16 protein-coding genes and 2 pseudogenes are annotated in these 18875 nt (G+C 66.4%); 9 read left to right on the top strand and 9 right to left on the bottom strand.

Translation table 11 applies throughout. From position 1 onward, the window contains the following. Positions 1 to 478 precede the first annotated feature (478 nt). Positions 479 to 727, bottom strand: coding sequence for a hypothetical protein (locus tag K7C20_RS00300; protein WP_030075412.1), 249 nt, complete (start codon positions 725 to 727; stop codon positions 479 to 481). Then, entirely contained in the window at positions 724 to 2046 is a 1323-nt protein-coding gene (locus tag K7C20_RS00305; RefSeq protein ID WP_245171263.1) for a S8 family peptidase, read from the bottom strand. The genes K7C20_RS00300 and K7C20_RS00305 overlap by 4 nt, the downstream gene beginning before the upstream one ends. Before the next feature lie 86 nt (positions 2047 to 2132). Here K7C20_RS00305 and K7C20_RS38915 point away from each other — a divergent pair, with 86 nt between their 5' ends. Further along, positions 2133 to 2945 (top strand): M4 family metallopeptidase, encoded by an 813-nt coding sequence (locus tag K7C20_RS38915; protein ID WP_078953255.1) that lies wholly within the window; start codon positions 2133 to 2135, stop codon positions 2943 to 2945. Here the strand turns inward: K7C20_RS38915 and K7C20_RS00315 are convergent. The 4 genes and pseudogenes from K7C20_RS00315 to K7C20_RS00325 form a co-directional block, all read right to left on the bottom strand. Further along, the gene (locus K7C20_RS00315; RefSeq protein WP_030075415.1) at positions 2884 to 3453 is read right to left on the bottom strand and encodes a glycoside hydrolase family 25 protein; all 570 of its coding nucleotides are present in this window, start codon (positions 3451 to 3453) and stop codon (positions 2884 to 2886) included. The two genes, K7C20_RS38915 and K7C20_RS00315, sit on opposite strands and share 62 nt — an antisense overlap. Positions 3454 to 3463: 10 nt before the next feature. Beyond that, positions 3464 to 3856 (bottom strand): annotated as a pseudogene (locus K7C20_RS00320) (N-acetylmuramoyl-L-alanine amidase); the annotation flags it as partial. Positions 3857 to 4271: 415 nt separating this feature from the next. Next, a pseudogene (locus K7C20_RS37920) lies at positions 4272 to 4783 on the bottom strand (transposase); the annotation flags it as partial. Positions 4784 to 4812: 29 nt separating this feature from the next. Next, positions 4813 to 5760: a zinc metalloprotease gene (locus K7C20_RS00325; RefSeq protein ID WP_030075418.1), complete on the bottom strand. Its 948-nt coding sequence runs from the start codon at positions 5758 to 5760 to the stop codon at positions 4813 to 4815. Between the two features lie 159 nt (positions 5761 to 5919). On the opposite strand from K7C20_RS00325, the gene K7C20_RS00330 reads away from it, so the two are divergent. Beyond that, on the top strand, positions 5920 to 6237 hold the full coding sequence (locus K7C20_RS00330) for a hypothetical protein (protein WP_053209389.1): 318 nt from the start codon (positions 5920 to 5922) through the stop codon (positions 6235 to 6237). A gap of 35 nt (positions 6238 to 6272) precedes the next feature. On the opposite strand, the gene K7C20_RS00335 is transcribed toward K7C20_RS00330, so the two are convergent. Beyond that, on the bottom strand, positions 6273 to 7031 hold the full coding sequence (locus tag K7C20_RS00335; protein WP_030075419.1) for a hypothetical protein: 759 nt from the start codon (positions 7029 to 7031) through the stop codon (positions 6273 to 6275). A 1639-nt stretch (positions 7032 to 8670) separates the two neighbouring features. Here K7C20_RS00335 and K7C20_RS00340 point away from each other — a divergent pair. The 4 genes from K7C20_RS00340 (at position 8671) to K7C20_RS00355 (ending at position 14082) form a co-directional block, all read left to right on the top strand. Continuing rightward, the gene (locus K7C20_RS00340) at positions 8671 to 9510 is read left to right on the top strand and encodes a peptidoglycan-binding domain-containing protein (protein ID WP_048828613.1); all 840 of its coding nucleotides are present in this window, start codon (positions 8671 to 8673) and stop codon (positions 9508 to 9510) included. A gap of 109 nt (positions 9511 to 9619) precedes the next feature. After that, a complete protein-coding gene (locus tag K7C20_RS39360) occupies positions 9620 to 9757 on the top strand; it encodes a hypothetical protein (protein ID WP_160328726.1) in 138 nt (45 codons plus the stop codon). A 1146-nt stretch (positions 9758 to 10903) separates the two neighbouring features. Then, a complete protein-coding gene (locus K7C20_RS00350) occupies positions 10904 to 12763 on the top strand; it encodes a peroxidase family protein (protein ID WP_048828614.1) in 1860 nt (619 codons plus the stop codon). 230 nt (positions 12764 to 12993) lie between these two features. Next, a complete protein-coding gene (locus tag K7C20_RS00355) occupies positions 12994 to 14082 on the top strand; it encodes an endonuclease/exonuclease/phosphatase family protein (RefSeq protein WP_030075422.1) in 1089 nt (362 codons plus the stop codon). Positions 14083 to 14825: 743 nt separating this feature from the next. On the opposite strand, the gene K7C20_RS00360 is transcribed toward K7C20_RS00355, so the two are convergent. Continuing rightward, a complete protein-coding gene (locus K7C20_RS00360; RefSeq protein ID WP_048828615.1) occupies positions 14826 to 15224 on the bottom strand; it encodes a helix-turn-helix domain-containing protein in 399 nt (132 codons plus the stop codon). Positions 15225 to 15364: 140 nt separating this feature from the next. On the opposite strand from K7C20_RS00360, the gene K7C20_RS00365 reads away from it, so the two are divergent. The 3 genes from K7C20_RS00365 to K7C20_RS00375 all read left to right on the top strand — a co-directional run bounded on the left by K7C20_RS00365 (position 15365) and on the right by K7C20_RS00375 (position 17384). Beyond that, positions 15365 to 15892: a DapH/DapD/GlmU-related protein gene (locus tag K7C20_RS00365; protein ID WP_030075424.1), complete on the top strand. Its 528-nt coding sequence runs from the start codon at positions 15365 to 15367 to the stop codon at positions 15890 to 15892. Between the two features lie 119 nt (positions 15893 to 16011). Next, entirely contained in the window at positions 16012 to 16224 is a 213-nt protein-coding gene (locus tag K7C20_RS00370; protein WP_053209388.1) for a PIN domain-containing protein, read from the top strand. An 800-nt stretch (positions 16225 to 17024) separates the two neighbouring features. Continuing rightward, the gene (locus K7C20_RS00375; protein ID WP_209443946.1) at positions 17025 to 17384 is read left to right on the top strand and encodes a hypothetical protein; all 360 of its coding nucleotides are present in this window, start codon (positions 17025 to 17027) and stop codon (positions 17382 to 17384) included. Positions 17385 to 17886: 502 nt separating this feature from the next. Here the strand turns inward: K7C20_RS00375 and K7C20_RS00380 are convergent. After that, entirely contained in the window at positions 17887 to 18819 is a 933-nt protein-coding gene (locus K7C20_RS00380; RefSeq protein ID WP_030075427.1) for an L-tyrosine/L-tryptophan isonitrile synthase family protein, read from the bottom strand. Positions 18820 to 18875 lie beyond the last annotated feature (56 nt).

Consider the following 18875-nt stretch of genomic DNA (forward strand, 5'->3'; position numbering starts at 1 on the left):
TGCTGATATCCGTGACCGTCATAGAATCCGCCGCTGAAGCCGCGGATCAGACGGCCGTCACCGAGAAAAACGAGCCGATGCGGCTTACGGCGCCGCAGCAATCGGAGAAACATCGTTACCTCCAGAACCGGCAGCACATCAACTCCAGGCTACTCTCACCCGCATGCCCCGCAACCGGACTGCCGAGGCCAATCGGCCGTCGTTCGGCACCTTTTCGGGTCAGTGACGAGGCTTGTTGAAGTCAAAACCCCGGCCGGGCGGCTCCGCCAGGATGCCGCCCAACTGGTCGACGCCTTTCGCTCACTGTGCCTGCCCTGGTGAAACTGGACTTCCCGACGCGCCCGGGGCCGTGGGGTCGCTCCTGACGAGAGTTTCCCCAAGTGAGGGGCACTTTCTAGTGAGGGGCACTTTCTCCCACTCGATGGAGCTCATCCGGGAGAAAGACGCTCCGGCCTCAGGCCCGGGGCGTTTCTCAGTCTTACTGGATTGGGGAGTCGGGCGGGGGCAGTTGAATGGTGCGCTCCCGGTCGACGGATTCGACGCCGTCGACTGTCTCCAGGGCCGGAATCCGGTCCTCCGCGACAGTGCCGGAGAGCGTGCCGAGGGTCGCCTGCTCGCCCGTAACCGTCAGCCCGGCCCGTCGCAAGGCCTCGACCGCTTCCGCGAACCGGTCGGGGTCGACCGCGAGGATGACCCCGACCGGCGCGGACTGGGACGACTCGGTCACGGCGCCTGCAGCAGTCCCGAGCCGACGTCCCTGGCGGGCTGTGTCAGCGGGAAGGCACCGGACATCAGGCTGATTTTGAGGTCGGCCGCAGAAGCCTTGGGGTTTGCCTGGGCGAGCAAGGCGAGGACACCCGCGACGTGCGGCGTGGCCATGCTGGTGCCGCTCATGCTCTTGTACCCGCCACCAGGGGCAGCCGAGTGTATGTCCCTGCCGGGCGCGGCGATGTTGACCTCGCCGCCTTGTCCGTTGATGCCGCCGTTGGAGAAGAATGACGGCGTGAGTGCCTTGTCCAGCGCGCTCACCGCGAGGATGGAGGGGCAGTTGGCGGGCCGGCTGACGGGCCGGATTTCCGGGGGCCGATGACTGTCGTTGCCCGCGGCAGCGACGATCAACGTCCCGCGTTCGAGCGCGCGCTGGGCCAGCTTCTCGTATGTCTGCGGGAAGAGCTCACCCGGTCGGACCTGAGCGCCGAGCGACATGGAGATCACCCGCGCACCGTGGGCAACGGCCCAGGCCATGCCCGCCAGAATCTGACCGTCGGAGCCACTGCCCGTTGCGTTGCTGAGCACCTTCGCCGCGAGGATCCGGGCTTCGCAGGCCACACCGTAACGGGGCCCCTGCCGGGGGTCGGCCGGACCGGCAGCGGTGCCGATGCAGTGCGTGCCGTGGCCGTGCCCGTCCTCGACGGTCTCGCCGGGTACGAAGGAGACCGTCGCCTCGATGCGCCCGGCCAGGTCCGGGTGGTCGGTGTCCACGCCGCTGTCGAGGACGGCGATCTTCACATCGCGTCCGGTCAGGCTGGACAGATTGGCCCGGATCGCCTGCAGGCCCCAGGTCCATTTCTGCTCGTCCGTGGCCGGGCCCTGGGCGGCGGCGATTTCGGCTCTGGTGTGATGGGCGACCACTTCCTCGTCGCTGCGGTAGGCCGGAAAGAACTCGGTCGGCGCCTGCTGGGGGGCGGTGATCGGCGAGGCGTAGACCATGCGCTCCGGCTCTGCCGCGATGATCGAGGATTCCGCCTCGGCCGTGGTCACCAGCGCGTGGCGCTGCTCGGGCCGGACCTCGACGACGGCGGCGCCAAGTTCCTCGAAGAGCACCGAGACGTCAGGGCGCTCGAGGAGTTCGGCGACGTTCGCGGCCTCGGTTCCCCGGACACGTTCGACGGACGCGATGTCGGCGGAGGAACGCAGTGCGTTCAGCCCGCTCTCCTCGTCACCCGGGTCGAGCAGGACCACGTATCGACCTGTGTACTCCGTGCCCTGGCCCGTGCCGGGACCATTGGGCTGACCGGGATGCTCGCCGAAGGTGCGCCTGTCCATGGGTCCGTTCGCCATTGAATTTCCCGCTCTCTGTGCGCTGCCGATTCGTGGAAGCGCGCCGATTCACGGGGTGTCAGGCGCCAGGGATGGTGGGGCGCGGATCAGTCGCGTATCGACGCGTAGTGCCGTCGCCTGCAAGGCTGTCCATTGCCAGGCTGTCGGATTTGTCCCCCGTATACCGTCTCACTGGGCGCGAAGGCCCGCAACACAGCGCCGCCAGCCATGGCTCTCCAGGCCTATGCCGAGACCACGTTCCGGTCCTGCCGGGCCGAATCGCCCAGCCTGGTGGCGCCCGCCGCTCGAGCCGCCGAGACGCACCTCGAGCGGACGATCTTCGACACCCACCGCAGCAGCCTCGGTCTGCCCGGCGCCGTGTCAGGCCCGACGGGGTCACCCGGGTCGCGGACGGCACCGTCAACCGCACCTACGACAGCCTCGGCCTCACGTTCAATTTCTACAAGGAGATGTACGGCCGGCACTCGATCGACGCCGCCAACCTGCCGCTGGAAGCCGGCGTCCCCTACCGCCGTAGCTACAACAACGCGTTCTGGGACGGCGAACGCATGGTCTTCGGCAACGGCCAGGTCTTCAACGACTTCACCATCTCGCACGATATCGTCGCTCACGAACTCACCCATGCCGTTGCCCAGTTCACCGCGGGACTGGTGTGTCAGGAGCAGTCCGGTGCCCTCAACGAGTCGGTCTCCGAAGTCTTCGGCTCGCTAGTGAAGCAGTTCGCCCGACGCCAGTCCGCCTGCTCGGCGGTCTGGCCGATCAGTGCAGAGGTGCGGCTGGCCGTCCGACGCTGCCGACCGTCAGGCATGAGCAGCGCGCGGCTCAGTCGAACTGAGCCAGCTGCCGGTGTGAGGACCAGGCGCGCAGTGCCACCTTGTCCTTGAAGTTTCCGACGTTCGTATCGATCGGGTGGTCGGTGTACTGGTGGAACATCCACGGGTGCTGAATGCCGGGCCGACCGGGGCTGCCGTTGTACTGGGCTATCCACAGGCCGTCCCCGGCGAAGGACGTACTGTCACGGTGCAGCCAGAAATCCCGGTTGCAGTAAAGCACCGTCTTGTGACCGGGCGCGCGGCGCTGCACGCGCTTGATCCAGTTGTCCTTGAAGGAGTTCGAGACGCGATGGTCCTCCCAGTCGAGGGCGAGAATATCCCCCTCCGCCAGCTTGATATTGGAGAGGAAGAAGTCGGCCTGGGCTTCAAAGGATCCAGCACGGGCGAAGTGGTAGAAGCCAGTCACCATTCCGGCGTCTCGTGCGGTCTTACGTTGAGCGGCCCACTTGGGGTTCGTGTAGGTGGTTCCCTCCGTGATTTTGATGAATACAAAGGCGAACCCGTCGGTGCGGTATTTCTCCGGCTGGAATGACGAGACATCGATTCCTTTGATGGTCATGGTCAGCTCCTCAGGTGGCGGCGAGGCGCCTGGCAATCCTCGCGCGCATGCTATCCCTCGTGAATCCCTTGGGATCGATCTTGCCGGGCCGCCACTCCAGGTGGCCGATCACGCTGCCGACGTGCCAGCCGTATGTGCGGCAGATCGCGGCTGCTGCCTTTTCGATCGCCTCGAGTTGATCCTCCGGCCAGGGGTGGGTTCCGTCGCCGAGGCTCTCGCATTCGAATCCGTAGACCCTCGCGTTACCGTCGGTGTTCTGCTCATTGTCACGAGGCAGCGGCCTCTCGTCGAAGACGGCCCGAAGCACATCGTCGTCACCCCGGCCGACGTGGTTCGTGCGACCGTTGCCCAGCATGTAGACGCGTCCGTCCTTGCCGATGACGCCGTGGCACAGCGGGCCGGGGAGATCCGGGCGGCCGTCCTGGGCGCGGCCATGGTGAGCTGCCCTTGGGAGTCACGTGACGGCCTGCCCGTGCGGGTTCGGACCTTCCTGGCTGCCGGCGCCGGCGTCCACCGGTGCACCGACCCAGGGGATCTGCCCCCACTTCTTGTCGATGGCGGTGATGGAACCCTCCCGGAACAGTCATGGTTCATCTTCATTTTCGCGCTGCGCCTCGACTGTGGCATCTGGATCAACCTGCCCGTCCGGAGCGCGACCGCAGGCGCCAGAACCACCGTCGGCCTTGCGCGCCCCCATGCCGGAGGGTGAGCCTCAGCCGCGATGGTCGACGAGGTTTACAGGCACGCCGAGGTCCACGACCCGGCCTTCGACACCGTGCTCCGCGCGGTACGGGGTGAGACGAAGTGGCCGTGAAATCACGAGCACGGACCTGCTTGTGCGCCCGAGTGTGCTCCTTCTTCCAGGCCGGTAGCTGCCCTCCGTCGGCGATCGTCACCGTGTTCCTGACGGCGGCCTTCGCGCCGGATTCCTCCCATGCCCTGCAGTCGTTGCGGTTGCCGGGCAGGGGGCGACGACCTACGGCGACAACGAGGCGGGTGGCGGTGTCGCTGACGGCCTAACGGTGGGTGGAGTATCGATAGTTCTTGGACTGTCCCGGCAACCTCGTGGTCGCGGGTGGGGACCAGGGAGGCGTCCACGATGAGCACAGTGTCCTTGCGGAAGCGGAGCCTTGGTTGCATGGCCGGCAGGGGACCGCGGTGATCGCTGATCCGGACGGGGCGCTGCTCGACGCGCGCCGCCGCCTTCGAGTCACCGTACGACAAGGGAAATTGACGTATCGTCAAGCCCTACCAGGGCTGACTGACGAGGGCTCACCCCGTCGAACGAGGCCATCCAAGACAGCTCCGACGCCGTGATCACAACAGCCACGCCGAGATCGTCTCAGGGCTGCATGCCCGTCAGGCACCGTTGAAGGACGACCGCGCACTGTCAAGGGTGGCTTCCATGCGGGCTACCTGGCCCTTGGTGAACATGAACATGGCCTCGTCGTCGGTGTAGTCCATGTAGTTGACGAACATGTCGCCGTCCGGCCCGTTGCTGCATGACAGCCGAGGGAAGGTCGGGGCTTGGAAGTTGGGACCGCTGGAGTTCGGGGTGTCCGCGACGAGGTCGCTGCCATTGCAGCCGCCGTCGTCGTCGCCCCAGATGTGCAGCAGGTTGAGCCAGTGCCCCACCTCGTGGGTCGCCGTGCGCCCACCGTTGAAGGGAGCGGATGCGGTGCCGGTCGTACCGAAGAACCGGTGGCCGATGACCACCCCGTCCGTAGCTGCGGGACCACCCGGGAACTGGGCATAGCCGAGTATCTCGTTGGGGTCCCCAGGGTCGAAGATGCGCGGGCAGACCCAGAGATTGAGGTAGCGGTCAGCGGGCCAGGCCTCGTGGCCGCCGCTCGACGAGCCTTTGACGGCGTTGGTCCGTATGTTGAATTTCGTGGTCTGGGTCTGTGTGCGGGTGATGCCGTCGGTGGGCTGCCCTTGCGGATCCTGCGTGGCGAGGTGGAACTCGATGCGGCTGTCGGCCACGAGCGGTTTCCAGACCGCGGGGACCCTGTCGATGTCCGGATTGAGAGCCCGGAAGTCCTGGTTCAGTACCTCAATCTGGCTGTCGACCTGGTCCTCGCCGATGTTCTGTGCGGCGGTGTTGAACACCACGTGCACGACGACCGGGATGCGGGTCATGCCGACACGGGCCGTTGCCTCTGCGCCGGTCTCGTAGGCGAAGGCTTGGTTCTCGATCTGGACACGGTTCGCGGCGTATGCCGGATTCTCGGCCATCAGCAGATGATGCACCGGCATCGTGCCGCAACCTCGGCGGGCAGGAGCGGTGGTCTCGTCGTTCTCGGACATATCACACCTCCACGTTCCGTCGCGGGACGCGGCTGTGGCCGGGTGAGGCATTACCGCATTCCGGTAAATAAGCCCTGGCATGCGAATAAATTAACCCACAAAACGGTATCATTTGGTGCGATCCGGGGCAAAAGGTGCTTCCGACGGAAGGCCGGGACAATGAGCGAGCTGCCCGCCGAACTGTTCCAGCAGTGGACCCACTCCTACGAGGAGGACACCGAGGGCGTAGCCGTCTACCGTCCGGCCGACTACCCGTTTCCACCCGCTCGTGGCCGCAGGGGTATGGATATCGCCGCGGACGGAATCTTCATCGACCACGCCATCGGCGGTGCCGACGTACCCGACGTCATCCCCGGCCACTGGTCGACGGCGGACGGACGGTCACTCGCCATCAGCTTTCCGGGTGCGGCCCGGCCCGACCGCCGGCTCGAGATCCTGCAGTGCGACGACAAACTGCTGAAGGTACGTGCTTCCTGACCCGGCCGCACGAACCGCCCCTCCCGACCGCCTCGCTACCGGGTCAGGTGCGCGCGGGCAAGGGTGGTGAGGACGCTGCGGGTCTTCGACGTCTGAGGCGAGGGAGGCTGGAGGCCCAAGTCCAGGAGGGCGCGTTCCAGCAGGTCCTGTGCGCCGGAGGCTTCCGCGGGATGGGCCCGGAGTGACATCTCCAAGAAGCGCAGGTCGGGGGCGACGCTCCAGAATTCCGCGGTGAGCGGGTGAATCAGGTCGCGGCGGGAGGGCTTCCACTTGACGGCCTGGACCGGGCCGAGTGGCACAAGGTCCGCCAAGTCGTTGTCCGTGACCTCGGCGCTCGCCAGCAGCCCTTGTTGGTCCCGGGTCAGCCGGGGAAGACGCGAGTCCCCTCCCCCTCCATCGGCGGTGGGCCGGTCGAAGTCGTCTTCCACCTTCAGTGAGGCAGCCCAGACGCGGTTGCGACCGGTCCAATCCTCCTCGATCTTGAACTCCCAGTCCTTCCCGTCACGACTCCCCCGCCAGTCGACAGGCAGTACATCCGGGTCGCACGGCCGCAGTTTCACGGTCAGGTCGTCCGCATCGCCCTTCGTGGGCTTCCGTAGCCGGATAACAACTCCCGCCTCCGCCAGGGGAAGGCGGATATCCTCGCCGTTCGTCCACGGTTTGTCCCAGAAGTAAATCGTCAGGCCCTTGCCGTCGTCGGCCTCCAGACCGAGCATCCGGCACGCGGACGCTGCCGCCTCACCAGAGAAGATGATCTTGACTTCCACATCGGCGTTCTTCAGCGTATCCGCCATAATCCCTTTATCGCATAGGGATACCCGGGCCGCACCCTTGGTCCATCCAGGGCACGTTCACCGCAAGCGCAGCACGGCGCGTGCGGTGCACGAAGGCCCGTGGCTCCCCCGGACACCGAAATCTCCCAGGGCCACGAGCACTTAGAGCTTGGCAGCGAGGGGCTTCCCGTCATGCGCTAGAAGGTGGGGAAGGACGGGCCCTCAGTGAGGTTCACCGTCTACTGCAAGGCGGCGATGTCAACATCGACGAAGGAGCCGCTTGTTACCCGGCCCACAAGGATGCCCACAGCGGCTCTTCCGGCACGGTCCGTCAGACGTTGGGGACGTGCAGCCTGTCCCAACTGAACCTTCCGGGGACGCCGTCGGCATCGCCGGCGGGCCGAGAAGTGGAGCTTTTGCTGCCAGGCGGCTTAGGACTTCACATCGCCCCGGCCCCACACGTCGGCGTCACAGCTGGACTCGTATCGATTGCAACCTTCAGCGACAAGCCGTTTGTGCATCGCGGCGATCACCGGCGATTTCTGCCCCGTGTGGAAGAACGAAGCACCAGGGAACGGCTCGAACTTTGCGGAGCCGCCATCCATGCGCTGGCAATAGACCCCGTTCGTCCTTGATGGCCTTTGCTGTCTTGGCGTTGTAGAGAGGGTCCTTGAGCTTTCCGGGAATCCTGAGCGCGTCCGGTTGGGGAGAACCGCTCCGGGTGCCTGAGGGAACGTATCTGAAAGAGACCGAAGGAAGGATTTGTTGTCGGCCAGACCCTCGCCCCCGACAGCGGCTGGCTCGCCCCCTGGACTCCGCATTGCGCAGCGAGAAAGATCAGTTACAGAAAGATCAGTTACTTCGAGCGTATGGCAGTGTCACCAACGGGGCAAACGGAGCCCAGGCCGGGTTGTGGGCCGGCCTACGAACCGTCAGGCCGAAGATCCGCTGTCGAGGAGATTCTGGCGTGACCGCGGCCGAGCAGCCACTCGGGCATCCGCCCGGCTGGCCGGCAGCAGCGCCAGCCGCTGTAATACGGTTTGCAGACCGGCACTTCGCCGGCCATGGCGGAACGCGAGCCCGCTGATCTGCTCGACGTACGCCGCGCGGACGCTTGTTCCTCTCGGCAGACTCATGATCGCGTTTCGGCGATCCTCCGGTGCTCTGCACAGAAAAGATCCGGGGGACTTCCAGCCGCCGCCCACATTGCTTGACTTCCCCAAGTGTGCAGATGCACGCTGATAAAGACGCTACATGTGTGCTGTGTGCTGGCAAAGCCGCGCACATCGCACACGCGTCTACAGTGAAGATTCGCAGGGCTGGCGAGATCGCATTTGCTCGGGCCTTCACCGGCCCGACTTGGGTGACGCCCGCCGCTCTCGCGTATCGGTAAGACATAGGGGCCCAAAACGGCGCGCCTCCCGTCCGTGGCTATACCCCAGTCGCTAAGCCCAGGAGGAACACACTCGTCCATTCACGAGCCCGTGACGGTTGGCCTGATCGACCGTCGGTCGAGAATCGACGAGCCCCTTGGTCGGCAGGCTCGGCGGACAAGCCGACTCGATTCGTGCTTCGGTGCCGAGCCCTCTCGGAAGCTCAGCCCACGGATTTCGTGCCGTCATGCGACGGCGTCAACCTGCAACTCGCAAGGGAGAGCGGAATGCACCTCGTCACTCGCGCTGATTGGGGGGCCAAGCCGCCTCGTTCGCCCCTCGTGCACATCGCGTCCACCCGGGGCGTGAAGGTCCACTACGAGGGCGCTCCCGTCCCGGCCGATCTCGCCAAACCGGAGAACCACCCCAAGTGCGCCGGCCGGGTGCGGGCCATCCAGGCTGATCATCTGGCGAACCGCAAGGAGAATTACTCCGACATCGCCTACAGCTTCGTGGTCTGCCCGCACGGTCATGTCTTCGAGGGCCGTGGCCTGCACAAACTCCAAGGTGCCAATGGCAACCGCCAGCTCAACCTGAACCACTACTCGGTGTGCGCCATGGTGGGCGACTCCGGCCTCACCCATCCGACCAATGCTCAACTGGACGGCACCCGCGACGCCATCGACCTTCTGCGAGAGAAGGGCGGCGCCGGAGCGGAGATCGAAGGTCACCGCGATGGCTTCGCCACCGAATGCCCTGGCGAACCGCTCCACGCGTGGGTGAAGAAGGGCGCTCCACGGCCCGGCGGTGCCCCGTCCCCGCCCCCACATACCGGCATCAGGATCAGCCTCTCCCACGTCATCACTGCCGCACGCAGCGACCCGAACGCCGCCCAGGGGCACACCACATTCCCTGCCGACGTCAGACCCGTGGAGGCCGCCCTGGTCGCAGAGGGGCTGCTGGACCCGAGCCTCGGTGACGACGGGTCATTCGGCTCCCGGACTGTCGACGCCTACGCGGCCTACCAGCGCCGCCAGGGGCTCCCCGTAGCGGACGCCGACGGCATCCCGGGCAAGTCCACCCTCACTACGCTCGGCAGCCGGCACGGGTTCATTGTCGCCGCCTGAGCCCCTAACTTGGATCCACCGGTGGTCCAGGCCATACGCGATGATCCGATGGCCATGAGAGACAGCGGCCAGACGGCCGCGCGCAACGGGCGGAAGCCGTGGTGCGTCGGTGGCGCTGCTCAGCGAGTTGGACGAGCCGGGCCGCATCGTCGTCACCGTGATGTCGGTAGGCCGCCATCAACTGCTCGTAGCCGTACGGCTCATACGGGCCGCCGTCCCGCTCCAGCATCGGAAGGCGGAGGTCTGACCTTAGCGAGGTATCCGGCGAGGGAGTTAAGGATCTCGTTGGCGGTCTTGGCCCAGGTGAAGGGCCTGGGGTTCTCTTTCCACGATTCGATCGGCGATGATGAACGCGGCGAACAGGCTGGTGGTGCCGTGCCCCAGAGAGTCATGGGTCCGCCCTTCAGGCATGCCCGGCAGCACCGGCTGACCAGTTCGTCCTTGCGTCAGCCAGGCCGCGGCATGTCCGTCAGACCCTCCAGCCGATGGGCAACGAACCATGCATGCCACTTCCTCACGTGTCCGCAATCACCTTGAGATCTGCCGCCTCACGCGTCTGATGCCAGCTCGACCGGCCCGGCTGGTCGCACCGGCCTCGCCGTGGCCCTGAGATGCTGGGAAAAGCGAACCGAAATACGCTGGTGTGACGCCTGGGACCGCCCTGGAGGTGTGCGATGAGCCACGACACGGGTGCGGACGTCGACGAGCTGCTGACCATGTCGCGGCCGGAGCTCGACCGGCTGTTCCGCGCCAGTCATCCCGGGGAGATACGTCGAGGTGAGGGACGTGGCACCGTGGCCACGGCGCGCGGTGCGAAGGTGTGCAAGACAGGGAAGATCTTTGGCCGCGACGGCGGCGGACTGCGCAACAGGGTCACGCCCTTCGGCATCCGCGCGATACGCGCGAAGGCTACCGGGACAAGAGCCTGCTGGACGGCGGCGAAAGCATTGTCCTGGACTGTTCCCGCACCTCGCTTGTCGCGCACTGGATACGTGACGAGATTCGCCAGATCGGCCCCCGTCCCTCTCTGGGAATCGTCTGCGGGGGGTGGGGTGGACGTATCGCCGTCCGCCCACCTCGCCGACCTTGTGCGCAGAGCACAGTGTTCGCATGCCGCGATGGATACCTGGCGGGCGGGGCTTCGGATAGCGAGCGGATCGCTTGGCTGCAGTCGCGTTGCGTGCCATGCGCGGCCTTCTACGTCAACAACGTCGGCAGGGGACGGCGGCAGATCCTGAACGAGGCCCAGCTGCGCGAAGCGATCCTCCACGGTGATCTCGACGGTCAACGTCGCCCTCACTTTTCTGGCCCAGCGTCGGAACTGCTGCCGTCCGGCCACGCGCTGACCATGCCGTCATGAACACCCGCACCGGACACCGGAAGGAATTCCACGATGGGTAGAGCTCACGACGACTCAGCGGGCCGCACGACATCGCGAAATGCCGACGAGACCGGAACCGCGTCCTGGTTCGTCCAGTTGCACAACAAGCTGGCGCTGGCCCTCGACCACAAGGTCGGCTGGCAGAACCTGCCGAAGTCGCTCGGCATGCTGACCCTCATCGGTCTCCGTAACAATCTGCGCCGGAAGAACCTCTTCGACACCAGCACCTACCCGACACGGAACCTGCCACCGATCGGGCCGTCGGAACCGCGGCACCTCACCGAGCGCACAGGCGACGGTACGTACAATGACCTCGCGAACCCTCGTATGGGCATGGCCGGTTCGCGCTTCGGCCGCAACGCCCCGCCGGAGCGGAACCTCCCCGAAACCGAGCCGCAGATCATGTCTCCGAGCCCACGTGAGGTAAGTCGCGCCCTCCTCACGAGGCGTGAGTTCGTCCCCGCGGAGTCCGTCAACGCCCTGGTCGCAGCGTGGTTGCAGTTCATGATCCGGGACTGGGTCAGCCATGGGCAGGGCAGGATGGACGTCCCCTGGCACATCCAGCTGGTCGACGACGACCCTTGGCCCGCCCGACCGATGCTCGTGCCGCGGACGCCCGCCGACCCGACCCGCCCGGACAGTGACGACGGGCTGCCGCCGACGTACCTCAACGAGAAATCTCACTGGTGGGACGCGTCCCAGCTCTACGGCGACGACCTGGCCGCCCAGCGGCAGCTGCGCACGGGCGAGGACGGCAAACTCAAGGTCCCCCGGAACGGATCGCCATTCTCAGACGACCCCGAACGGGACCCGGCGAGCGTGCCCGGGTTCTGGGTGGGCCTCGCCATGATGCACACCCTGTTCATCCTGGAGCACAACGCCATCTGCGACAGGCTGCGCGGCGAATACCCCGGCTGGTCGGACGAGGAGCTCTTCCAGCGGGCACGCCTGATCACAGCGGCACTCATCGCCAAGATTCACACCATCGAATGGACTCCGGCGGTCATCAGCCATCCGACGATGGTCACCGGAATGCGCGTCAACTGGTTCGGTGTCCTCGGTGAGCGGGTGCACCGGCTGCTCGGCCGGATCAGCTCGAGCGAGGTGCTCAGCGGCATCGTGGGCGGGCGAACCGACCACTTCGGCGTCCCCTACTCCCTGACCGAGGAGTTCGTGGCCGTCTACCGGATGCATCCCCTGGTCCCCGACGACTGGAACTTCCGCTCGGCTGCGGACGACTCTCTGCTGCAGGAAGCGACGTTCCGGGATCTGGCCGGGCGGCAGGCCTATGAGATCCTCGGCAAACACACCCTGTCGGATCTGTTCTACTCCTTCGGCACCTCGCACCCGGGCCTGGTGACCCTGCACAACTACCCGAAGTTCCTGCAGGAGTTCCAGCGCCCCGACGGCAAGCTCATGGACCTCGGGGCGGTCGACATCCTGCGCATCCGGGAACTCGGCGTACCGCGGTACAACGAATTCAGGCGTCTGCTGCATCTTCCCCCGGCGGAGAATTTCGACTCGCTCACGGACGACCCGGGCTGGGCCGAGGAGCTGCGTCGGGTGTACGAGGGCGACCTCGAACGCGTCGACCTCATGGTGGGCATGTTCGCCGAGCCCCGGCCGAAGGGTTTCGCCTTCAGCGACACGGCCTTCCGGATCTTCGTCCTCATGGCGTCCCGCCGGCTCAACAGCGACCGTTTCCTCACCAAGGACTACACGCCTCAGGTGTACACGCAGACCGGACTGGACTGGGTCGAGAACAACAGCATGGTCAGCGTGCTGCTGCGGCACTTCCCCGAACTGCGTTCGTCCATGAAGTCGGTGAACAACGCGTTCGCCCCCTGGAAGGCATCCTCACCCGCGCGGTGATCACGCTCGGTGCCCGTCGAACCCCGAGCGGCTGTTGGGTGCGCGCCAGAGACTGTCAGAAGGGTCGGCGGATGTCGCCTTCGGTCATCATCGCCCGTCGGGTAGGAGGACTGCCCTTGGCAGGGCCCGCTCCGCTGCTGACGCCCCAGGGCTGCTCCCCGGGAGCGGCCCTGCTCCGTTCGACAGCCATGGCGCGCCGCCGGAGAATCGGAAGTGTGTAAGGAGGGACCATGAGCATCCGCATAGCCGCTTTCAACTGCGAAAACCTCTTCCGGAGACCCATCGTCTTCAGTAGCGGGAACGACCCTATTCGCGACGCCGTGCTCGAGGACTTCAGGGAACTTGTCGCAATCCTCGATCACGACACGTATACGGCCAACGACAAGACAAAAATCATCGAGCTTCTCAAGAAGCACAGCGTCGATGTCTCCCAGGAAATCTCCACCCAGACGATCCGGGTGAACGAGCCGCGCGGACAAGCCCGGCTGCTCAAGGGCGTGGGCAGCAACATCGAGGTCAGGGCCGAGGTCACGGGACGGTCCGCCTGGGTCGGCTGGGCCGAACTGGTCAAGGACGACCTCAGCTGGGACGCCGTCAAGAACACCGCCAGGGTGATCGCCGAGGTGAACGCCGACATACTGCTGACGGTCGAAGTCGAGGACCGGCTCACCCTGCACCGCTTCAACAAACAGGTGCTGGCGGGCCAGTTCGATGCGGGTCCGTATCCGTTCAACATGTTGATCGACGGCAATGACATTCGCGGCATCGACGTGGGGCTGTTCAGCCGGCACCCAATCACCTCCGTACGCTCGCACATCTTCGACAAGAAGGATTCCCGGGACATCTTCAGCCGGGACTGTCCGGAATTCGAGATCGACCTCCATGGCGAACCGCTCTGGCTTCTCGGGAACCACTTCAAGAGCAAGATCGGCGGAGGCGGCGACAAGCGCAAGCTCCAGGGCGAGCGCGTCGCCCAGCTCTACCAGGCCGCGCTCGAGCGCTCGGCCCATGTCGTAGTCGCCGGGGACCTCAACGACACCCCGGGCAGCCCGCCGCTCACGTTCCTCGAGGCCACCAGCCTGAAGGACGCGATGACCCACGACAGTTACGAGGGGCCGCCCGGCACCCATGGGAAGTGCACGTCCTCCAACGACAAGATCGACTACCTGATGTTCTCGCCGGAGTTGTTCGCCAAGGTGGAGAAGGTCGAGGTAGAGCGGCGTGGGATCTTCGAGTTCGGCACCCCGTTCGACACCGTGACCGGACCCGGCGACCAGGCTTCCGACCACGCCGCCCTCGTCGCCGAACTCGACCTGTAAGGGCAGCCCGGCGGCACGGCAGGGCCCCGACGGGCCGGGCCGTGACGAAGACGAGCTTGCGGTGATCCGGCGATCGGCACGGCCGCGGAAGGCTCCGCGGGACCTGGTGGCAGGCGCGGATGGTGGACCTGAGCTGAGCCGGACTGCGGGTGCCGACGATCGCGGATGAGGTGCGCTGCGGCAGGAAACCGTGTGCCGCTGGCTGCACCGCTTCCCGCACCGACAACTCGCCCTCTACGGCGCCGATATGTCACTTCAGGTCGGGCGTGTCTCCGTCTGCTTCGGTGTGCGGGCCTGCTTCGGTGTGCGGACCTGCTTCGGTGCGCGGGCCTCTACCACTGGTTGTCGAGTGCATGATCGTGTTTCGGATACTGCCCTCGGGCGCACGGAGTGAGCAGCGGTACAGCGGCTACGGCTACGGCGGGGACCGGGTCGGCGCTGATGTCCTGCCGCAACGCTATCCCTTCGTGACAGTAAGCCTGTCCTTGTGACAACTCTCGTGCTTCGGCTGAGCGGCCCGCCCCGCTGAGCCGAAGCACGTCAGGGCTTCTACCGAGGTGTTAGCTGCATCCGCAGTTCGCCCGGTCCGATTGACGCTCCCGGGACGGGGCGGGTCCGGTGTTGGCCGGGCAAGTGCTTCAGGCGCCAGCGGGCGAGGAAGTTTTCAGGCACGCACTTAGCCCGGAAGAGGGCCAGCGGCCTCACTGAAGTACTAGGGCCTGTCTGTTAATTCGGTCGTCCGGTCAGCGGTCTACCCAGTCCGGCGCCCACACGTCGTGCGGGGTTCGCGGGCCTGCGGTGCGCAGACGGTCGCGTAGCGCGGTCGGCACGGGGTGCTGGTCTCCGCTGCGGAACAGCAGCACGTGCGGGTAGACCGGGGTCGGGTCGTGCAACGGGATGCACCGTAGGTCGTGGGTCTGGGGCCACAGGTACCGGTCCCCGCTGCCGACGAGGGTGGCCAGCGAGGCCGAGTCGGCCAGCGCGTCCCCGTCCAGGCTCAGCCGGGAGCCTCGGGAGGTCCGCACCAGGAGCGTGACCTCTATGTGCCTCTCCAGGGCCGCGCTCCGCTTGGAGACCGCCTGCTGGCTGATCCCCAGCTCGTCGGCCGCAGCCTGGAACTGGCCGGTCTCGGCGACGGTCACGAACGTCCGCAGCGCTCAACATCCACGCTTCCACCCTCCTTACACAACCATGGGTTGTGTCTGGTGTGGTGCAGGGTTGTTTGCTCGAGTGTTCTGCGCGGTGGTGGGATCAGCGCATGTCTACCCGCACAGAGCAGGTCATGTATGTCCAGACGCCTGAGTTCGCGCGTCATGCGGAGCGGATCGTGGAGGTGACCGATGCGACGTCTCGACTGAACGGGCTTCCGTTCAGCGACAGCGAAGGTCGCGCGGAACTGCTTTCCGTTGTGTTCGGTGGCCCGCTGCCGGAGTCGGTGATGATCTACCCGCCGTTCTTTACGGAGTACGGGCTGAACACGACGTTCGGGGAGAACGTCTTCGTCAACCAGGGATGCACCTTCATGGACAAGGGAGGCATCCGTATCGGCAACGGCGTCATGATCGCCCCAAAGGTCAGCCTCATCACCGGAGGCCATCCACTGCCCCTGGCCGAGCGCCGCGAGTACCTCTCCTTCGCCCCGATCGCCATCGAAGACGACGTCTGGATCGGGACGGCTGCCGTGATCACGCAGGGAGTGACCATCGGTGCCGGTGCGGTGGTCGCTGCAGGCGCGGTGGTCACTCGTGATGTTCCTGCCGGCACCGTGGTCGCGGGAGTGCCCGCCCGGGTGATCAAGACGATCGACTGAGCCGGCCGGGCTGCCGACCCGGATGCGCAGCACCTCTGCGGTCTGATCCTGATGCCTCGTCACACCCGGCTGACCGACCGCAAGGTTCCCTGGCAAAAGGAGTTCGGGAAGGGACCACCGTGGTGATCCCGCACGTCGTGGTCGATGAGATCGATGCCAAGAGCTACCAGACGGGGGACAAGAAGATCTCGAAGCGGGCGCGCGGGGTCTTCCGGCTGCTGGAGTCGGTACTGGAGGAGAGATCCGAGGGAGGGAAGGCGGACGACGGGACAGCGGTACTGATCGCAGCAGATGAGCCGGGGCACGCTCACCTCCCTGTGCCGGACGACTAGTTGGTGGCCTCGGCAGTGCGTCTGCAGCAGGCTGTCGCCCCGGTCGAGGTCGTCGTCGTCAGCCGCGACATCGGTGCGGACCCGGGCTGGTGCCTGGGGGGGTGTCGGCCCGGCGGCTCCCAGACAAGTACCTGATCGAGGGCGGTGACCTTCACCAGGCAGCCTTGGAGCAGGCAGCAGGCGAACTCGTACCAGGCGGAGGTGCACAGCAGCAGTCCGAGTCGAGTGATTCGGCCGGTCCATCCCCCAGCGCGGATGCACCGGCGCGTTCAGGCGAGCGGGCTGACCAGAGGGCTGAAGTGTCGCGACCACGGGCAAGAGGTGACAACAGCATCAGCCCTCCCGGACAGCCGGCTTCGTGTCCGGGCTGGCCAGGGCCCTTGTCCGGAGGCGTCCCGGACAGCCCGCACACCTCCCACAAGCCGGATGGCGGAAACGTTCGCCCAGGGTGCGAGCCTGCTCCGCCCTCCTCCGCTAAGCCCTGACACGGACACCGTTGCCGCGGTAACCGGAGAACTCGCGGGGCGTTCTACGGGCCGTATGGATCCGCGCTCCTGCACACAGCTGCTCCAAGTCTCCCTCCCAGGATTCGACGGACGGGTGCTGCCAGACCTGCTCCACCTTGCGCGCCGTCTCGGAGGCTGAACCGGGTCTTGCTCATCAATCGAGGTGCGAACGAGCCTGTCTGGTTGTGGTGGTGGGGCACCGGCGCCATTGCCGAGGAAGTCGACCGCTGCCGGCCTGTCTTGTCCGACGAATCGGCAGACGATGAACCGGCGCGGGGTGCGGAAGACCTGTGAATGGTTCGCGCACGACGCCCCCTTGCTCCCGAATCCGCTCGACCGCCGCCCGCCCGGAGAAGAACGGAACTACCCGATCCTCGATGCCGCCCCACGAGGGGGCTCCAACAGGAGTGGCTCGACCGCTTCGAGACCGCCCTGCGCGGCCTGCCCGACCGCCAGCGGCAACATTCGCTGCTCCCCCTGCTGCACGCCTTCGCCAGGCCGGAGAAGCCCCTGTCCGGCTCCGCCCTGCCGGCGGACCAATTCCGCGCGGGAGTACGGGCTGCCGCCCTCAACAAGGAAAACGACATCCCCCATCTCTCGCAGGACCTGATCACCAAGTACGTGGCGGACCTTCGGTCACAGCGCCTGCTGTGACCGAGCCCAGGCGGACGATCACCGCAGGGGACGCCGCTTCGGCGCGGAGGGCCTGAGTCCCCGCCGGCCGGGGCGGGTGACTGGCAGGCATGAGGCGCCTGGCCTTGGTCTGGCGAGGCAGGCATTTCACGGGTTCTGCAAGGCGTACACCTGGGACGGCACGGCGGTTCCGTCCTCGGCGGGCCGGTCGGATGTGCCGGTGCGGGGGAACCCGGCTTGGGCCAGGTCGCGGCCGGACACCGGGTTGGCGGGTGGTACAAGGACTCCATCGCTCGCACTCGACCGAAGACTGGGCCTGGGCCGATCGGTCGGCAGGATGCCCGTTGCCGACCTCCTCATCCGGCGCCCCGGCCAACTGGCCTCTCGTTGCATAGGGTTGCGGGCCGCTTCCTCGTCTCGGCGCCGTGAGGGAAACGGAACGCCTGACGGCTGCGGCAGACGAGGTGACCAGAGTCTCCGACGGACTCCGCGCGGTCCAGCCCTTGACCGCAGAGTGACCCGATCAGCTCTGTGCGAAGTGGCTGGCCCTGCCGTCTTGCCGTACCAGTCTGCCGAGCTGGGCAGCTCTTGCGCGGGGCATGAGGGTCCAGGTGCCGTCGGTGCGATGCAGAGCGGCGGAGTGCCAGGGGGTGGTCCAGACGTCGGGGGCGTCGAGGAGGCGGATGCCGAACTTGGGGGCGCCGATGGGCTGGGGGTGGATGGACAGGCGTACGGCGTGGGGGCGGTGTTCGGCGATCAGGTCACCCCAGGCGCGGCTGCGCTGGATCACGCCGTAGGCGCGTTGCCGGCATGCGCGTTGGAGGGCGGACCGGGTCCCTGCGTGGTCGGCGGTGTCCTCGGCGAGGAAGCGGGTGATGCCGCGGTAGAGGGCGAGGGCCTGGGCGTCGGCGCGGATCTCGGCACGCAGTGCGTCCAGGGTGGGGGCGTAGCGCTGGTGGACGTGTGCGCGCTTCGTGTCGTGCGGGAGGTCGCCGAGAACGTCGCGCAGGTCGAAGACGGAGAGTCTCTGAAGCCCCCATCGGGCTATGAGTGTGCGTAGTTCGTCGGCGTAGGCGTCTATGTGCTCGTCGGAGACGTGGATGAGGTCGCCGAAGACGTGGCCGTCGGAGCAGATGATGACGCGGGCGCCGGGTGGGTAGATCCGCTCGATCTCGGCGCACAGGGTGTCCAGGAAGGTGAGGGAGAGACGTTCTCCCTGGTCGGGGAGGTGGCCGAGGACCTTGGCCGGGTTGGGAGACTTGCAGGGAAAGCCGGGCAAGGTGAAGACAATGGGGGCACCGCGGCCCACGTAATGAGCCATTCGGTGAATTTGGTGGGGGAATGCCTCCGCGGTCGCCGGGGCCCGGTCGGTCGTGCGGTGATGGGGCAGGAGCAGTTTCAGGATCGTGGCGCCGATGCTCGTGGGGGAAGTGTCCGGCGCGGTCGTCAGTGGCATGTCATTCCTCCGGAGCGTATGGGGGCACGTCGGAATGGCGCCGTGGCGGAGGGCCG

This window comes from Streptomyces decoyicus, assembly GCF_019880305.1.
In the GTDB taxonomy this organism is placed as follows: domain Bacteria; phylum Actinomycetota; class Actinomycetes; order Streptomycetales; family Streptomycetaceae; genus Streptomyces; species Streptomyces decoyicus.

Bases quoted from the DNA above. Each gene is read 5' to 3' on its own strand.
- K7C20_RS38915 (WP_078953255.1), top strand. From the start codon at position 2,133: ATGGTGGGGCGCGGATCAGTCGCGTATCGACGCGTAGTGCCGTCGCCT.
- K7C20_RS00330 (WP_053209389.1), top strand. From the start codon at position 5,920: ATGAGCGAGCTGCCCGCCGAACTGTTCCAGCAGTGGACCCACTCCTAC.
- K7C20_RS00350 (WP_048828614.1), top strand. From the start codon at position 10,904: ATGGGTAGAGCTCACGACGACTCAGCGGGCCGCACGACATCGCGAAAT.
- K7C20_RS00380 (WP_030075427.1), bottom strand. From the start codon at position 18,819: ATGCCACTGACGACCGCGCCGGACACTTCCCCCACGAGCATCGGCGCC.
- K7C20_RS00325 (WP_030075418.1), bottom strand. From the start codon at position 5,760: ATGTCCGAGAACGACGAGACCACCGCTCCTGCCCGCCGAGGTTGCGGC.
- K7C20_RS00365 (WP_030075424.1), top strand. From the start codon at position 15,365: ATGTATGTCCAGACGCCTGAGTTCGCGCGTCATGCGGAGCGGATCGTG.
- K7C20_RS00355 (WP_030075422.1), top strand. From the start codon at position 12,994: ATGAGCATCCGCATAGCCGCTTTCAACTGCGAAAACCTCTTCCGGAGA.
- K7C20_RS00315 (WP_030075415.1), bottom strand. From the start codon at position 3,453: ATGACCATCAAAGGAATCGATGTCTCGTCATTCCAGCCGGAGAAATAC.
- K7C20_RS00340 (WP_048828613.1), top strand. From the start codon at position 8,671: ATGCACCTCGTCACTCGCGCTGATTGGGGGGCCAAGCCGCCTCGTTCG.
- K7C20_RS00335 (WP_030075419.1), bottom strand. From the start codon at position 7,031: ATGGCGGATACGCTGAAGAACGCCGATGTGGAAGTCAAGATCATCTTC.
- K7C20_RS00305 (WP_245171263.1), bottom strand. From the start codon at position 2,046: ATGGACAGGCGCACCTTCGGCGAGCATCCCGGTCAGCCCAATGGTCCC.
- K7C20_RS00375 (WP_209443946.1), top strand. From the start codon at position 17,025: ATGGTTCGCGCACGACGCCCCCTTGCTCCCGAATCCGCTCGACCGCCG.